Raw genomic sequence first — 15,572 nt, forward strand, 5'->3', positions numbered from 1 at the left:
CGGCTCAGGCGTGCGGCGGCGCCAGCTCGGTGGTGTTCGCGACCGCCGCCACCGGCAGCGGCGCGTAGAGGTGGGGGAAGACCTCGCCCGTGTCGGGGTCGCCGACCTCGTGGACCAGCGGCGTGGGCAGGAGGTCCTCATGGATCTCCAACAGCAGCAACGGTTCTGCGACGTCGGCATAGAAGCGGCGGCGGACCACCGGCCACTGCTGCGCGGTCGAGCAGTGGATGAAACCTTCCTCGGCCAGGGTGCGCCCGCGGGTCGACTGGTCGTAGCTGCCGGACTCCAGCGCGGCCCACCAGTGCGCGGGTTCGGCCAGGTGGTAGACGGTCACGAGGGCGAGGGTATGCCGTCGGGCCAGGCGGGGTGGGACGTCGGGTCGGCGTCAGGGGTGAAACCCGGATGACTGGTGTCGGTGCGCAGTGCCACAGTGGGTGGGTGCTGTCCCGCTACCGCCGCGTCCTTGCGATCCCCGCCGTCCGCCAGGCCTTGGTGCTCGGGCTGCTGGTGCGGATGCCCATCTTCGCCGGTGGTGTCGTCATCACGCTGCACGTCGTGAGCCACCTCGGCCGGTCCTACGGCGCCGCCGGGCTCGTGTCGGCGGCCGCGACCATCGCGATCGCGATCAGCGGCCCGTGGCGTGGACGGCTCCTCGACCGGATGGGTCTGCGGCGCGTGGTCGTGCCGTCGATCGTCGTCGCCGCGCTGTGCTGGTCGATCGCGCCGTTCGTGTCGTACTGGTGGCTGCTCGGGCTCGCGGCGCTGGCCGGGCTGTTCGTCATCCCGTCGTTCTCGATCATCCGGCAGGCGATCATCGCCGCGGTCCCCGAGGACGACCGGCGCACCGCCATCTCGCTGGACTCGGTGGCCGTCGAGCTGTCCTTCATGATCGGCCCGGCGGCGGGCGTGTGGGCCGCGACGGTGTGGTCCACCGACTGGGTGCTGTTCGCCATCGAGATGCTCGGCGTCGCGGCAGGCATCCTCCTGTGGGTCGTCGACCCCGCCCTGCACGAGGCGCCCGACGAGTCGGCGGACGCCTCCGAGGCGCCGGCTGCCGCGGTGCCCCGGTCGGCGTGGTTCCGGCCCGGCTTCGTCGTGGTGCTGCTCGGCGCGGCGGCCACGACCTTCGTCCTCGGCGGCACCGACATCGGGGTCGTGGCGGCGCTGCGCGACTTCGGCGCCCAGCCCTCGATCGGGTTGGTGCTCGCGGTCTGGGGCTTCGGCTCGCTGCTGGGTGGGCTCGTCTACGGCGGCCTGCACCGTTCGGTCAACGCCTTCTGGCTGCTCGCCGGCCTCGGTCTCGTGACGTTGCCGATGGCGTTCGCGGTCAACCCGCTCACCCTGGCTTTGCTGGCGTTCGTGGCCGGCCTGTTCTGCGCCCCGACCATCACCGCGACGATCGACCAGGTCAGCCGGTTGGTGCCGGCCAGTGCCCGCGGCGAGGCCATGGGCTGGCACGGGTCGTCAATGACGGCGGGCATGGCCGTCGGTGCACCAGCCGCCGGGTTCGCCATCGACCACCAGGGCTGGGCGGCCGGGTTCGTGGCCGTGGCCGTGGTCGGGCTCGTGGTGGCGCTCCTGGGCGCGCTCGGCACCTCGTCGCGGGCACGCGCCCGACGCGGGCGGGCCGCCGGCGCACATGCGCAGGCGGATGCGCCGCACGCCGTGGTCGGCGGCTAGCCTCCCGCCGTGCACACCAACGAGTTCGGGCAGCCGGTCGGCCGCCCCGTCGCCGACTGGACACCGCGCCCGCCGTTCGTGTCCGTGGCCCTCACGGGTCGCACCTGCCGGCTCGAGCCGGCCGGTCCCCAGCACACCGACCGTCTCCACCAGGCGCTCGACGTCGAGAGCGACCCCGTCATCTGGGCCTACTACCCGCAGGGTCCGTATGCCGACCCGGCGGCCCTGGGTGCCTGGGTGGCCGATCTCGACCGGTCACCCACGAGCGCGCCGTTCGCGATCCTGGCCCCCGACGGTCGCGCGCTCGGCATCGCCAGCTACCTGCGGATCGACCCGCCGAACGGCTCGATCGAGGTCGGCGGCATCGTCTGGTCCTCGGCCCTGCAGCGGACCACCGCGGCCACCGAGGCGATGTACCTCATGATGCGCCACGCCTTCGACGACCTCGGCTACCGCCGCTACGAGTGGAAGTGCGACTCGACGAACGGCCCGTCGCGTCGTGCCGCCGGCCGTCTCGGCTTCAGCTACGAGGGCACCTTCCGCAACGCCGTCGTCTACCGCGGCCGCAACCGCGACACCGACTGGTACTCCATCACCGACGACGAGTGGCCCGCGATCCGCGCCGAGCTGGAGCGCTGGCTCGACCCCGGCAACTTCGACGCCGACGGCACCCAGCGCACGCGTCTGGACACGGCCGCCGCGCTGGGCGGTCCACGCCCCGTCTCACCCCAGGACCGCTGAGCGGGCTCCGCCACCTGCCGGAGGCGCCGGACCCCACGCTCGTGGATCCTCAGGGGCGGAGGTGGGTCGTGTCATTCATCGAGCCGGCGAGAGCAGTGCCCAAGGAGCCCGCGGTGGAGCAGCTGTATGCCGCGGAGCGCCAGTCGTGGGGGTACCTGCCCAACTATGCGGAGCTGTTCAGCCACGAGCCCGCGGTCATGGCTGCGTGGCGCCAGCTCGTGGGCTCGATCCGCGGCGCCATGGACCGGCGCCGCTTCGAGCTCGTGACGCTGGCGGCAGCCCAGGCGCGCGGCTCGAGCTACTGTTCGCTGGCCCACGGCAAGTTCCTCGCCGACCTGTTCCACACCCCGGACGAGGTCGCCGGGCTCGCCGGTGCCGACCGCCCCGACCCGGCCGACGAGCTCGACCTGGCGCTGATGGAGTACGCCCGCCACGTGGCCCTCGACCCTGCGAGCGTGACCCGGGCGGAGGTGGACCGGCTGCGCACCCTCGGGCTCGGCGACCGTGACATCTTCCTCGTCGCGGCGGCCGTGGCGGCGCGGTGCTTCTTCGCCACGCTCCTCGACGGCCTCGGTGCCGAGCCGGACGCCGAGCTGGGCGCCCTGCCCGAGCCGATGCGCTCGGCCCTGACCGTCGGGCGCCCGATCGCCGGGCAGGCTCAGACGACCGAGCCGGTGAGCTTCTCGCCCGGGCCCTGACCGGGCGGGTCGGGCACGACGGACGCCTCACGGAAGGCCAGCTGCAGCGACTTCAGTCCGTCGCGCAGGGGAGCGGCGTGCTGGCTCCCCAGGTCAGGGGCGGCGGCGGTGACCAGACCGGCCAGGGCGGTGATGAGCCGCCGCGCCTCGTCGAGGTCGAGGTGGTCCTGGGCATCCGGGCCCTCGGCCAGCCCGCACTTGACCGCCGCGGCCGACATGAGGTGGATGGCGGCGGTCGTGATGACCTCGACGGCGGGCACCTCGGCGATGTCACGCGCGGCGGAGGCTGCGTCGTTCGCAGGCCGGGGATTGGGTGATTGCGTGCTCACACTGCTACCCTTTCAGATCGACCGGCCGCGCCCTCGGGCACGGTGTGCAAGAGAAGCAGCACCAGCTTCCACCCGCGTCGACCGCCAGCTCCACAGGTCGCCGGGTTCGGTGAGGAAACGCAATGGTGAGTATGCCGTGGGGTCCAGCCACGCGGCATACCGGCAGCACGCGACCCTCACCACGGATCAGGTGAGGCTTCCCACGCAACGGCGACGGGAAGCCTTTTCTCGTTGCTGCGGCCACTGACCAGTTCGCCAGCACAAGGAGACACACCATCAGCGAGCCTCGCATCAACGACCGCATCCGGGTCCCGGAAGTGCGGTTGGTTGGCCCCAACGGAGAGCAGGTCGGCATCGTCCGCGTCGAGGACGCGCTGCGACTGGCTGCCGAGGCTGACCTCGACCTCGTCGAGGTGGCCCCGATGGCCAAGCCTCCGGTCGCCAAGCTCATGGACTTCGGCAAGTTCAAGTACGAAGCCGCCATGAAGGCGCGGGAAGCACGCAAGAACCAGGTCAACACGGTCATCAAGGAGATCAAGCTCCGCCCCAAGATCGACCCGCACGACTACGGCACCAAGAAGGGCCACGTCGAGCGGTTCCTCAAGGGCGGTGACAAGGTCAAGGTGACGATCATGTTTCGCGGCCGCGAGCAGTCCCGCCCCGAGCTGGGCTTCCGGCTGCTGCAGCGCCTCGCCGAGGACGTCATCGAGCTCGGCACCGTCGAGTCGGCCCCCAAGCAGGATGGCCGCAACATGATCATGGTGCTGGCCCCGACGAAGAAGAAGTCCGAGGCCAAGGCCGAGCAGCGCCGCGCCCGCGGCGCCGACAAGGCCGCCGAGGGCACCGAGCCTGCCGAGCCCGCCGCCGCGCCGGCCGAGGGCGACACCACCGCCGGCTGACCGGCCCCAGCACTCGCACGACACCAGCACCACCACCCACGACGGCCCGCCGTCAGACACGAAGGAGATCGGCAGCCATGCCGAAGAACAAGACGCACTCGGGCGCCAAGAAGCGCTTCCGGATCACCGGCAAGGGCAAGGTCATGCGCGAGCAGACCAACGGCCGCCACCTGCTCGAGCACAAGTCCTCGAAGTACATGCGCTCGATCGCGAACGACGTCGAGGTCGCCAAGGCGGACGCCAAGAAGGTCAAGAAGCTCCTCGGCCGCTGAGCCGAGCCCACCCACCAGCAGCACCGGGCTCAGCCAAAGCAGCCTCCGGTCGTACAACCAAGCAAGGAGAACTCACGTGGCACGCGTGAAGCGGGCGGTCAACGCCCAGAAGAAGCGCCGGGTCGTCCTCGAGCGCGCCAGCGGCTACCGCGGGCAGCGCTCGCGGCTCTACCGCAAGGCCAAGGAGCAGGTCACCCACTCCCTCGGGTATAGCTATCGGGACCGTCGGGCCAAGAAGGGTGACTTCCGTCGCCTCTGGATCCAGCGGATCAACGCCGGCGCCCGCGCCAACGGCATGACCTACAACCGCTTCATCCAGGGCCTCAAGGCCGCGGAGATCGAGGTCGACCGTCGCATGCTCGCCGAGCTCGCCGTCAACGACGAGGCCGCGTTCGCCGCGCTCGTCGAGATCGCCAAGGCCAACGTGCCGGCGACCGCCGACGCCAGCGCCTGAGCCGACACCGGCTCGCGCCGCACCACACCAGAGCGCCGGGACATGGCCGCACTGACCAATCCGCGATCCGATCGCGTGAAGTCGGTCCGGGCCCTGTCCCGGCGCTCGGTGCGTGAGAAGACGGGGCGTTTCCTCGTCGAAGGTCCCCAGGGCGTTCGCGAGGCGGTGCGGTGGCGCCCGGACCTCGTCGTCGACGTCTATGTCACCCCTGGAGCGGCCGGGCGGTATGCCGCCGACATCGTCGAACCTGCTACTGCCGCGGGGCTTTTCGTCCACGAGGTGAGCGACGAGGTGCTCGCCGCCATGTGCGACGCCGACGCGCCGCAGGGTGTTGCCGCAGTATGCCGCGTGCCCGAGTCGTCGTTGGACGCCGTCCTCGCGGAGGGCCCGCGCCTGTTGGTGCTGCTCACCAACGTGCGCGACCCCGGCAACGCCGGCACCGTCATCCGCGGCGCCGACGCCACCGGCGCGGCGGCGGTGCTGGTCTCGGAGGCGTCCGTCGACGTGTTCTCTCCCAAGGTCGTCCGCTCGACCGTGGGCTCGTTGTTCCATCTACCGGTTGTGACCGGCCTCGACATCGAGGCGACGGTCGCGCGGCTGCGCGCGGACGGCATACGCGTCCTCGCCGCCGACGGCGCCGGCGAACGGCTGCTCGGTGACGTCGACCTGACGCCGTCGCATGCCTGGGTGATGGGCAACGAGGCGTGGGGGTTGCCGGAGGAGACCCGCGCACTGTGCGACGAAGTGGTGCGCGTCCCCATCTGGGGAAAGGCCGAGTCGCTCAACCTCGCGATGGCCGCCACGGTCTGCCTCTACGCCTCGGCCGGAGCCCAGAACCGTTAGGGTCCGTGGCATGGACTACCGCCCGGAGGACGTGCTCGACGAGCGGGCTGCCCGGGTCGCGGCGGAGCTCATCCCGGACGGCTTCATCTCCGCCGACTCCGACGCACGGATCATCTTCGTCAACCGCAGGGCGGCCGAGCTGGTCGGTCTTCCGGCTGCCGAGCTCGAGGGTCAGGACGTGCGCGAGGCGGTCGACCTCCTCGACGGTGACGGGTCCTCGTGGTGGCAGACGACCAACCCCTGGGGCGGCCTGGCGATCCGCACCGGGCACCGGGAACGCCTGCTCATGATGCGGCACAACAGCCGTGAGGTCCTCGTGACCGCGAAGTACCTGCGGCCGGCCCGCGGCGAGCCGGTCAGCCGCGTGACCGTGCTCATGCGTGACGGCATGCACCGGCGTCGCGTGGAGGCCGAGAACGCCGCCGTCATCTCGACCGTGGCGCACGAGCTGCGCTCACCGCTCACCTCGGTGAAGGGCTTCACGGCGACCCTGCTCAAGCGGTGGGAGCGCTTCTCCGACGAGCAGAAGCGGCTGATGCTCGAGACGATCGAGGCCGACGCCGACCGCGTCACCCGGCTCATCACCGAGCTGCTCGACGTCTCGCGGATCGACGCCGGACGGCTGCAGATCCGTCCGCTGCCGGTCGACATCGAGCTGGTCTTCCAGCGCCACGTCGACCGCGCCGTGGCGAGCGGTCTGGAGCCCGACCGGTTCCGCATCGAGGTGGCCGACGACCTGCCCGAGGTGTGGGCCGACCCCGACCGGCTCGACCAGATCCTGTCCAACCTCATGGAGAACGCCATCCGCCACGGCGACGGCACGGTCACCGTGGCGGCCCGCCCCGCATCGGCCGACGCCCTCGCGGCCATGGCCGCCAAGGGGCGCGGCGAGGAGGGGGTCGAGCTGCTCATCAGCGACGAGGGGCGCGGCATACCCGACGAGCAGCGGGCCCTGGTGTTCACGCGGTTCTGGCACGGATCGGGGCGCGGCAGCACCGGTCTTGGCCTCTACGTCGTCAAGGGCCTCGTCGAGGCCCACGGTGGCCAGGTCCTCGCCGAGTCCGCGCCGGGCGGGGGCGCCCAGTTCCGGCTCAGCCTGCCCAGCCAGCCACCGGACTACCTCGGCTGAGGTGCGATCGCGAGCGCTTCCATCTGGTGGGTCAGCTGCGCCGCAATGATAAGCCCGGGGTCATGGCTGGCCACCAGTACGGCACGGTCCTTGGCGACGTCGACAAGGATGTCGATGACGCGGTCTGCCGTGCTTCGGTCCAGGCCCGAAGTGGGTTCGTCTGCCAGGACTATGGCCGGGTCGTTGATCAGGGCCCGAGCCAGAGCCACCCTTTGTCGTTCCCCGCCGGAGAGGGCGTTGGGTCGATGGTTCTCGCGCCCCCGGAGCCCCAGGTCTGCCATGAGCATCCGCGCGCGGTCGACATCCTTTCGGGAGAGCCGTTCTGGCATGCGCGGGACCAGCACGTTCTCAAACGCTGTCATAGTCTCGATGAGGCCAGAATCCTGCGGCACATAGCCAACGAGGTTCCGTCGCTTCAGCGCGAGTTGATCTGAAGAGAAGGGAGCGATGTCTTCGCCCTCCCAAAGCACTCGCCCGGTGTCTGGGCGCAGTGCGCCGTGGGCGACTTTGAGCAGTGTGGTCTTGCCACTTCCCGACCGTCCCGCAACGCAGACCATGGAACCTGGAGAGACCGCAAGGCTGACGCCCTCGAGCACGATGGTGGGCCGACGCGATTCCCCGTATGCGAGATAGATCTGCTCGAGGGTGAGGGTGGGGGTGCAGATGAGGCCGGGCTCTGTGCTCGCTGTCATCGGGGCACCCCTGTCGCAGTTCGTCGGTCGTTCACGTGGACGAGAACAGTGAGCAGGAGGCAGACGGTGATCGGCCAAGCGTACGCCCAAGGGTTGCGCCCGGGATCTACCAACCAGAAGACGACACCGGCGACGGCAATCGTCGGGGCCAGGAACGCCCAGAACGGCGGATCGAGGACGGCGGCCTGCTGCGCCTGGGTCCACCCGCACGCGCGGAGAATTGAAAGCGAGCGCCGACGAGCACGACAAATCACGTCCCCCGCGATCAGCGCGGCCGCAAGGGCAGTTGAGAGGATGATCGCAAGCAGGAGCCACTGCTGTGGCTGCACCACGCCCACGACGGCGGTGGCTATGCGCGACAGGCCCGCGTCCCTGGCGGCCCTGAGGATCCGTCCACCGGCTGCTGTAAGGCAGCCGGCCGCCGCGGCCACAGCCGCCGCTCGCGCGGTCAGCGGTCCAATCAGCGGACGGGCCTCTGCCCATGCGACCGTTCGCGGGGAGGTGCGGACAACTCGCGCCGTGCGCCTACGAGGAGACGTCCGAGCCCGGAGAGCCATCCAGGTGGTCAGGGTCGCACTCAAGCCGTAAGCCACCAGCAGTGTCGCGGTGACGAGCGCTTGCATCTGCGTAAAACCGGCCGAGAGTCCGCCTACGATGCTGACGAGCAGCATCACACCCGCCCCTAAGGCAGCCTCGCCCAACAGAAGGTTCCGAACGTTGGCGCGCGTCCAGCCGTGGCCGACCAGTGTCTGGACCTGAGAACGTCGCACGGGGATGCGCATGGCCGCACCCATGGCCCCCAGGACAGCCAAACTGGCAATGGCTAGCCCAAGAAGCGCTCGCGTCCCTTCCGACAGCGCCGCGTAGACCCTGAGGGCAGCGCCGAGGCTCGTCCATTCCTGAGAACCGGAAAACTCGTCGTCAGCTCGCGTGGCCCCTCCGTCTGAACTCGGCCCGGCCGCCACGCCGAAGAATGAGGGAGCGTCGAGTCTGACCGGCTCAAGGCTGGAGCCCGCGACTACCCTCACTGACAGCCCCATAGAGGCAATTTGCGCGGCAACCTGCTCGATGCGGTTCCTGGCATCGGGGCCGAAGCGCGTGACCCCGCTCAATCGCACGCGCACTGCATCGATGGGGCTCGTCCCGCGTAGCGCGCGGCCTCCGGCAAGGTCTGTTACGGCACCAGGGCTCCCGGCAACCAAGCCTTCGCCGCTCAGGGATGGGGGGACAGCCCCCTTCGTGGATTCCGCTGCGTTGGTCATGGGCGCTGGGTCGTAGCCACCCAAGGGGACGTATGCCGCCGATGTCGCGAGTGGGGCAATGGCTTGCAGAGTCCCCGAACCCACAGGCGCCACCGCGTAACTGCTGTCTGGTTGTTGCCCTGCGGGGAGCGGGCTTCCCTCGGCGGCCACCAGTTCTCTGTAGGCGCGTTCGTTGCCGTAGTTGGCCGCCGTGGGTGGACTGCCGCCCTGTCGAGATCCCAGGGAGGAAACCGACACCACGCCCAGAGGCTTTATCGTGAACCGCAAGGGGGAGCCGCCACCGGTCGGGGTATATGTGCCGCCCGTGGTCACGCTGGGCCGCACATCTGCTGCTACCCGGCTCAGCGGTCCGGGGTCGGGCGCCGACGTTTGGCCAGGCCACGGAATCAGCACTTGTCCCCGCTCGAATGGTCGGAGCGACCCCCCAGCCTCGACGCGCGCCGTACCGACCGTCTCGAACTTCTTCGGTTGTGCGCAGACTGCGCCCAACTCGGCCTCACCCGCAGGGGTGGCCTCTCCAGCATTCAGCCTTTGAAATGTGGCTACCAGCGGAGTGGGGGCCATGGGCGAGTCCAGCACGACCAGGGGAACGACCGCTTTCTGACGGTCTGTGGGGTTGTCGCTCAGCTTCAACGAACTCAACACGTCACGCTCGAACGCGAAGCGGTCTGGCACCGACCCGCTCGCAAAGTCTGCTGCCTGCCGGTTGCCGGCAGGCAGCCGAATGAGCGGGTCCAAGAACTGGCCAGCATCGCCAAGCAGGGCCTGCTCCGAGGCAGGGTCGACGGCCAATACCGTTGCGGGAATGGCTGGCAGGGGTGCCAGGTAGATGCTGGATCCGAGGTCGGTGGGAAGGATGTCCTGGAAGGTGGTTATCGGTGGAGATGGTGGCTGTGTCGACCTCCGTTCCAGGACCGCGCAACCGGAGGTCGAGTAGACGGGCTGCGTAATACCCCCTCCCGAGCGTGTAACGGACGCCTCCACCCGAAAGACGCCGCTAGCGCTCGCGGGGGCTGTGAATACTGGGCTGACACCGATCGTTCTGACGGCACCCACCACCCCGATTGGTGCTGCGACCTCGACGCCAGAGATCTGCCGAATTCTGTCCACCTGGGCGTCGGTGATCCTGGGTGACGTGCTGGAAGTCACGAAATTCGGCTCGACGAAGCCGAGGGTCGCCGAGGCGTCACCCTGACCGGGCGGCAGGATCAACAGGTCGTACGACGCGCGCCAGTCCCTGTCGAGCAGGGCCGAAACGTTGCCCTGAACCGAGGTGGTGAGGCCAGCTGTCGCGGCACACGCGCCGCCGAGTAGGACGACGAGTGCGACATTGGCCCTGTCTGCCGCGAACTGATGTAGCCGCCACAACCTCAAGCGCCGCACTTGGATCCCTCGCTGCCCCGCGTCGTTCAACCAAGAGCGATGCGCGAGCGACCTCGCGACTGGGCCACGGACGCACACACATCCACGGACTCAGCAGGCTCCTCGGCCGTCAACCCTCGTCGAGGCTGTTGCCGTCGCACTTTGCCCTGCGGAGACTACCGTGCCCGTCTGCCCGTAGGTCACGAGCGAGCAGGGGTAAAACTTGTGTGAGAAGCCCGCTGACGTATATGTCACGCCGGCGGTGGGGCCCCACTGAGTCTCGTCGCCGTACTTGAACGTGACCGTGTAGGGCGAGGAGTTGCCCCACGCCATTCCCCAGGTGGCTGCTTGTCCATAGACTCGAGACTGGCTGCTCGGGGTCAAGCTGATCGTGACGGCATCCGCTGGCGTCGCAACCCACAGCATGGCAGCGAACGCACTCGCTCCCGCGACCCAAATGCTTCTCTTCATTCAACCCACCTCCAAGTGCGAGCGATACATGTCACTCAGCAATCTCAGCATCCCCCCCAGGATTGGATTTACAAGAGCAGAGCACGGCGTCTGCGGCACTCGGTGCTGCTGGCAGGGGACAGCAACCAGATCCAGTCAATGGCACGTCGCAGCGTTGCAACCCATGAGCTCGCGCCAGCAGCGATTTACCGCGCCTTCGGACGCGGCCGTCGCGCTGCGCTGAGGGCGACCACCCGGCATACCACTGCCGCTGCGCTGGCAACCCACTCCGCGTCCGGAGGCATCCCACCGCCCCCATAGACTTGCGCGCGCCGCGCACCGACCCGAAGTGGAACGAGATGTCTGGACCCAACACGCAGTACGACCCGGTCGAGGTCGCCGCCCTCGACCCCGAGGCGATCGAGCAGGCGGTGACGGACGCGCTGGCCGCGATCGCGGCCGCCACGACGCTCGAGGACCTCAAGACGGTGCGGCTCGCCCACCAGGGCGAGAAGAGCCCGCTGGCCCTCGCCAACCGTGAGATCGGTGCCCTGCCGCCGAGCGCCAAGGCCGAGGCCGGCAAACGCGTCGGGCAGGCTCGCGGCCGCGTCGGCCAGGCCCTCAAGGAGCGCCAGGCTGCGCTGGAGACCGAGCGCGACGAGCGCATCCTCGTCGAGGAGGCCGTCGACGTCACGGTGCGCGTGCCCCGACGTCCGCTCGGCGCACGCCACCCGATCAGCCTGGTCTCCGAGCGGGTCGAGGACATCTTCGTCTCGATGGGCTGGGAGATCGCCGAGGGGCCCGAGCTCGAGGCCGAGTGGCTCAACTTCGACGCCCTCAACATCGGCGCCGACCACCCGGCGCGCCAGGAGCAGGACACCTTCTTCGTCGAACCTGCCGGGTCCGGCCTGGTGCTGCGCACCCACACCTCGCCGGTGCAGGTGCGCACCATGCTCGAGCACGAGCCGCCGATCTACGTGCTCTGCCCGGGCAAGGTGTTCCGCACCGACGACCTCGACGCCACGCACACGCCGGTGTTCCACCAGTTCGAGGGGCTCGTCGTCGACGAGGGCATCACCATGGCCCACCTCAAGGGAACGCTCGACGCCTTCGTGCAGCGGTTGTTCGGCGACGGCATCGAGACGCGGCTGCGCCCCAACTACTTCCCGTTCACCGAGCCGAGTGCCGAGATCGACTGCCGTTGCTGGGTTTGTGGCGGCTCCGGCGTGCTCGACGGCCAGTCCTGCCGCACCTGCGGTGGCACCGGCTGGATCGAGCTCGGCGGCTCCGGCATGGTCAACCAGCGGGTGCTGCGCGCCGCCGGTGTGGACACCGACCGCTACAGCGGGTTCGCGTTCGGGCTCGGCATCGAGCGCTCGCTCATGTTGCGGCACAACGTCGGCGACATGCACGACATCGTCGAGGGAGACGTCCGCTTCTCCCAGCAGTTCGGAATGGAGATCTGATGTACGCGCCCGTGTCCTGGCTGCGCGAGCTCACCGACGTGCCCGCCGACGCCACCGGAGCCGACGTCGCGGCGACCCTCGTGCGGGTCGGCCTCGAGGAGGAGGGCTTGCACGGCGGCGACATCCAGGGGCCGCTCGTGGTCGGTCGTGTCCTCACGGTCGAGCCCGAGCCGCAGAAGAACGGAAAGACGATCAACTGGTGCACGGTCGACGTCGGCCAGCACGGCCAGATGCTCACCGAGGGCAAGCCGCAGGAGATCGTCTGCGGCGCCCACAACTTCGGACCCGGTGACCTCGTCGTCGTCGTGCTGCCCGGCGGTGTCCTGCCCGGCGGGTTCGAGATCTCCGCGCGCAAGACCTACGGCCATGTGTCCAACGGCATGATCTGCTCGGCCGCCGAGCTGGGCCTCGGCGAGGACCACAGCGGCATCATCGTGCTCGGCGAGCTGCTCGGGCCGGAGGCCGCTGCCGGCCTCAAGCCCGGTGACGACGCGATCGAGCTGCTCGGTCTCGCCGACGAGGTCGTCGAGGTCAACGTGACGCCCGACCGCGGCTACTGCTTCTCGATGCGGGGCATCGCCCGCGAGTACGCACTGTCGTCCGGTGCCGCCTACCGCGACCCGGCCGACCCGGCGGCGCTTCCCGTGGACGCGCCGGGCGAGGGCGGGTATGCCGTGCACCTCACCGACGAGGCGCCCGTCGACGGGCGCGCTGGGTGCGACCGCTACATCGCGCGGGTGGTCCGTGGCGTCGACACCACGGCGACCAGTCCGCAGTGGATGCAGAAGCGCCTGACCCAGGTGGGGATGCGCCCCATCTCGCTGGCCGTCGACGTGACCAACTACGTGATGATGCTGCTGGGCCAGCCGCTGCACGCCTTCGACCTCGACACGCTGTCGGGTTCGGTCGGCACGCGTCGCGCGCGGGCGGGCGAGAAGCTCACCACCCTCGACGACGTCGAGCGCGCGCTGGACCCCGAGGACCTGCTCATCGTCGACGGCGCCGACACCCCGCTGGCCATCGCGGGCGTCATGGGTGGCGCCACGTCCGAGGTCGGCGAGAGCACGACGAACGTGCTGATCGAGGCGGCCCACTTCGACCAGGTCTCGGTCGCCCGGTCCGCCCGCCGGCACCGCCTCAGCACCGAGGCGTCGCGCCGGTTCGAGCGGGGCGTCGACCCCGACGTCACCGCTGCGGCCGCGCAGCTCGCCGTCGACCTGCTCGTGGAGCACGGCGGCGGCACGGCCGACCCGGCATACACCGACGTCGATCACCGGCCCGCGCGTCAGCCCTTCGACTTCGACGTCACTCTGCCCACGCGGTACGTCGGGCTCGACTACCCGCGCGAGGAGGTGCTGGCGACCCTGCGCGCCATCGGCTGTGAGGTGGGCGAGGGCGAAGGCAACGTGGTCTCGGTGCTGCCGGCGTCGTGGCGCCCGGACCTGACCGACGGGCCGGAGCTCGTCGAGGAGGTTGCCCGCGTCCGCGGCTACGACCAGATCCCGTCGGTGCTGCCGCAGCCCAAGTCCGCCGGACGCGGTCTCACCCATGGCCAGCGCATCCGCCGCGTTGTTGCGACGACCCTTGCGCAGCAAGGACTTTCGGAGGTCCTCAGCTACCCGTTCGTTGGTGCCGGACTCTTCGACAAGCTCGGCTACGCATCGGACGACCCCCGGCGGGCCGTTGTGACGCTGTCGAACCCGCTCTCCGACGAGGCGCCCCTGATGCGCACGTCGGTGCTCGACACGTTGCTGGAGACGTTGCGCCGCAACGTCTCTCGTGGACAGCGTGACGTTGCCGTCTTCGAGATGGGGCTAGTCACCGACGGCACGGGCGGGCCGCGCACCGCGCCCGTCCCGGGGGTCGCCGGCCGCCCCGACGACGCCACCTTCGAGGCGCTGTATGCCGCCGTGCCCCCGCAACCGAGGCACGTCGCCTACGCGGCGGCGGGTGACGCCGAGCGCGGTGGGCCGTGGGGCCCGGCCCGTCCGGTCGACACGGGAGACGCAGTCGCCTGGGCGCTGACGGTGGGCCGTGCGGTTGGTCTCGACCTCCAGGTCGCGCCGGCCGAGCGCGCACCTTGGCATCCGGGCCGGTGTGCCGTCATCACCCTCGCCGACGGCACTGTCGTGGGGTACGCCGGCGAGCTGCACCCGAAGGTCGTTGCAGCGCTGGAGCTGCCCGCCCGGACGGTGGCCGGTGAGCTCGACGTCGACGTGCTCGTGGCAGCAACGGGCACCCCGGTCGACGCGGTGGCCCTGTCGACCTACCCGGTGGCACACACCGACGTGGCCCTGGTGGTCGACGAGGCCGTGACCGCCGCCCAGGTCGAGGAGGCCTTGCGGGCCGGCGCCGGCGACGACCTCGAGAACGTGCTGCTGTTCGACACCTACCGTGGGGACCAGGTGGGGGAGGGCCGCAAGTCCCTGGCCTACCGGCTGACCTTCCGTGCGAACGACCGCACCCTCACCACCGACGAGGTCTCGGCCCTGCGCGACCGGGCCGTCGCCGAAGCCGCCAGCCGCACGGGCGCGGTGCAGCGGTGACGCAGCGCGTGGCGGTGGTGACCGGTGCCTCGCGGGGCATCGGTCACCACCTCGCCGACGCGCTCGAGGGTGCCGGGTATGCCGTGGAGCGCGGCTCGACCTCGGTCGCGCCGGTCACCGACCCGGATGCCGTCGAGGCGTGGATCGCCGACATCGTCGCCCGCCGGGGGCGGATCGACCTGCTCGTCAACAACGCCGGCGTCATCGACGCCGAGGTGTCGCTGGCCGAGAGCGACCCCGAGCAGTGGTGGCGGACGGTCGAGGTCAACGTCCGGGGTCCCTACCTCATGACCCGGTTCGCGTGGCCGCACCTGGTCGCGGCGGGTGCGGGTCGCATCGTCAACATCAACTCCGGTGCGGCCTACCGCAATGACGACATCGCCACGGCATACAACGTCAGCAAGGGGGCGCTGGCCCGCCTGACCGCCGCCACGGGCCTCGACCCGGACAGCCCGGTGCGGTCCTTCGACCTCGCGCCGGGTGTGGTGCGGACCGACATGACCGAGGCGATGGGCGCGCACGCCGACCGCACCGAGTGGACCGACCCCGCCGACGTGGCGGAGCTCCTCCTCGCGTTGGCGTCAGGGCGGCTCGACGCGTGGTCCGGACGACTGGTGCGGGTCGGGGTCGACACGGCGGAGTCGCTGGAGGAGCGTGCCCGCGCGGGCCTCGCGGAGACCGACCGCACGCTGGGGCTGATCCGCTGGGGAGACGACGACCCCCTGACTTGAGGTCGCTCGCAACCGACG

15 protein-coding genes are annotated in these 15,572 nt (G+C 70.2%); 11 read left to right on the top strand and 4 right to left on the bottom strand.

Annotation, left to right across the window (positions count from 1 at the left end; all coding sequences use genetic code 11):
* Nucleotides 1-4: 4 nt before the first annotated feature.
* A complete protein-coding gene (locus HJG52_RS01380; RefSeq protein WP_171241788.1) occupies nucleotides 5-334 on the bottom strand; it encodes a DUF952 domain-containing protein in 330 nt (109 codons plus the stop codon).
* A gap of 104 nt (nucleotides 335-438) precedes the next feature.
* Between HJG52_RS01380 and HJG52_RS01385 the strand changes: the two genes are divergently transcribed.
* From HJG52_RS01385 to HJG52_RS01395, 3 genes are all read left to right on the top strand, one after another.
* Nucleotides 439-1,680, top strand: a complete 1,242-nt coding sequence (locus tag HJG52_RS01385) for an MFS transporter (RefSeq protein WP_346767510.1) — start codon at nucleotides 439-441, stop codon at nucleotides 1,678-1,680.
* 9 nt (nucleotides 1,681-1,689) lie between these two features.
* Nucleotides 1,690-2,421, top strand: coding sequence for a GNAT family N-acetyltransferase (locus HJG52_RS01390; protein ID WP_171241790.1), 732 nt, complete (start codon nucleotides 1,690-1,692; stop codon nucleotides 2,419-2,421).
* Nucleotides 2,422-2,489: 68 nt separating this feature from the next.
* Nucleotides 2,490-3,119, top strand: a complete 630-nt coding sequence (locus HJG52_RS01395) for a carboxymuconolactone decarboxylase family protein (protein WP_171241791.1) — start codon at nucleotides 2,490-2,492, stop codon at nucleotides 3,117-3,119.
* Here the strand turns inward: HJG52_RS01395 and HJG52_RS01400 are convergent.
* Complete coding sequence (locus HJG52_RS01400) at nucleotides 3,080-3,448, bottom strand: DUF1844 domain-containing protein (protein ID WP_171241792.1); 369 nt, start codon at nucleotides 3,446-3,448, stop codon at nucleotides 3,080-3,082. The genes HJG52_RS01395 and HJG52_RS01400 overlap by 40 nt on opposite strands.
* 323 nt (nucleotides 3,449-3,771) lie before the next feature.
* Between HJG52_RS01400 and infC the strand changes: the two genes are divergently transcribed.
* From infC to HJG52_RS01425, 5 genes are all read left to right on the top strand, one after another.
* Nucleotides 3,772-4,347, top strand: coding sequence for a translation initiation factor IF-3 (infC, locus tag HJG52_RS01405; protein ID WP_240977146.1), 576 nt, complete (start codon nucleotides 3,772-3,774; stop codon nucleotides 4,345-4,347).
* A gap of 77 nt (nucleotides 4,348-4,424) precedes the next feature.
* Nucleotides 4,425-4,619 (top strand): 50S ribosomal protein L35, encoded by a 195-nt coding sequence (gene rpmI, locus HJG52_RS01410; RefSeq protein ID WP_171241793.1) that lies wholly within the window; start codon nucleotides 4,425-4,427, stop codon nucleotides 4,617-4,619.
* A gap of 76 nt (nucleotides 4,620-4,695) precedes the next feature.
* Nucleotides 4,696-5,073, top strand: coding sequence for a 50S ribosomal protein L20 (rplT, locus tag HJG52_RS01415; protein WP_171241794.1), 378 nt, complete (start codon nucleotides 4,696-4,698; stop codon nucleotides 5,071-5,073).
* Nucleotides 5,074-5,115: 42 nt separating this feature from the next.
* Nucleotides 5,116-5,916 carry a TrmH family RNA methyltransferase gene (locus HJG52_RS01420; RefSeq protein WP_171241795.1) on the top strand — a complete coding sequence of 267 codons (801 nt, stop codon included), beginning with the start codon at nucleotides 5,116-5,118 and terminating at the stop codon, nucleotides 5,914-5,916.
* Between the two features lie 10 nt (nucleotides 5,917-5,926).
* Complete coding sequence (locus HJG52_RS01425; RefSeq protein WP_171241796.1) at nucleotides 5,927-7,045, top strand: sensor histidine kinase; 1,119 nt, start codon at nucleotides 5,927-5,929, stop codon at nucleotides 7,043-7,045.
* Here HJG52_RS01425 and HJG52_RS01430 read toward each other — a convergent pair.
* Nucleotides 7,033-7,737, bottom strand: coding sequence for an ABC transporter ATP-binding protein (locus HJG52_RS01430; RefSeq protein ID WP_171241797.1), 705 nt, complete (start codon nucleotides 7,735-7,737; stop codon nucleotides 7,033-7,035). The genes HJG52_RS01425 and HJG52_RS01430 overlap by 13 nt on opposite strands.
* Nucleotides 7,734-10,382 (bottom strand): hypothetical protein, encoded by a 2,649-nt coding sequence (locus HJG52_RS01435; RefSeq protein WP_171241798.1) that lies wholly within the window; start codon nucleotides 10,380-10,382, stop codon nucleotides 7,734-7,736. The genes HJG52_RS01430 and HJG52_RS01435 overlap by 4 nt, the downstream gene beginning before the upstream one ends.
* Nucleotides 10,383-11,170: 788 nt before the next feature.
* Between HJG52_RS01435 and pheS the strand changes: the two genes are divergently transcribed.
* The 3 genes from pheS to HJG52_RS01450 are packed head-to-tail and all read left to right on the top strand — an operon-like array spanning nucleotide 11,171 to nucleotide 15,554.
* Nucleotides 11,171-12,277, top strand: a complete 1,107-nt coding sequence (gene pheS / locus HJG52_RS01440) for a phenylalanine--tRNA ligase subunit alpha (RefSeq protein ID WP_171241799.1) — start codon at nucleotides 11,171-11,173, stop codon at nucleotides 12,275-12,277.
* On the top strand, nucleotides 12,277-14,823 hold the full coding sequence (gene pheT, locus HJG52_RS01445) for a phenylalanine--tRNA ligase subunit beta (RefSeq protein ID WP_171241800.1): 2,547 nt from the start codon (nucleotides 12,277-12,279) through the stop codon (nucleotides 14,821-14,823). Before pheS ends, pheT begins: the two co-directional genes overlap by 1 nt.
* Nucleotides 14,820-15,554, top strand: a complete 735-nt coding sequence (locus HJG52_RS01450; RefSeq protein ID WP_171241801.1) for an SDR family NAD(P)-dependent oxidoreductase — start codon at nucleotides 14,820-14,822, stop codon at nucleotides 15,552-15,554. Before pheT ends, HJG52_RS01450 begins: the two co-directional genes overlap by 4 nt.
* Nucleotides 15,555-15,572: the final 18 nt, after the last annotated feature.

This window comes from Knoellia koreensis (assembly GCF_013041615.1).
GTDB lineage: Bacteria > Actinomycetota > Actinomycetes > Actinomycetales > Dermatophilaceae > Pedococcus > Pedococcus koreensis.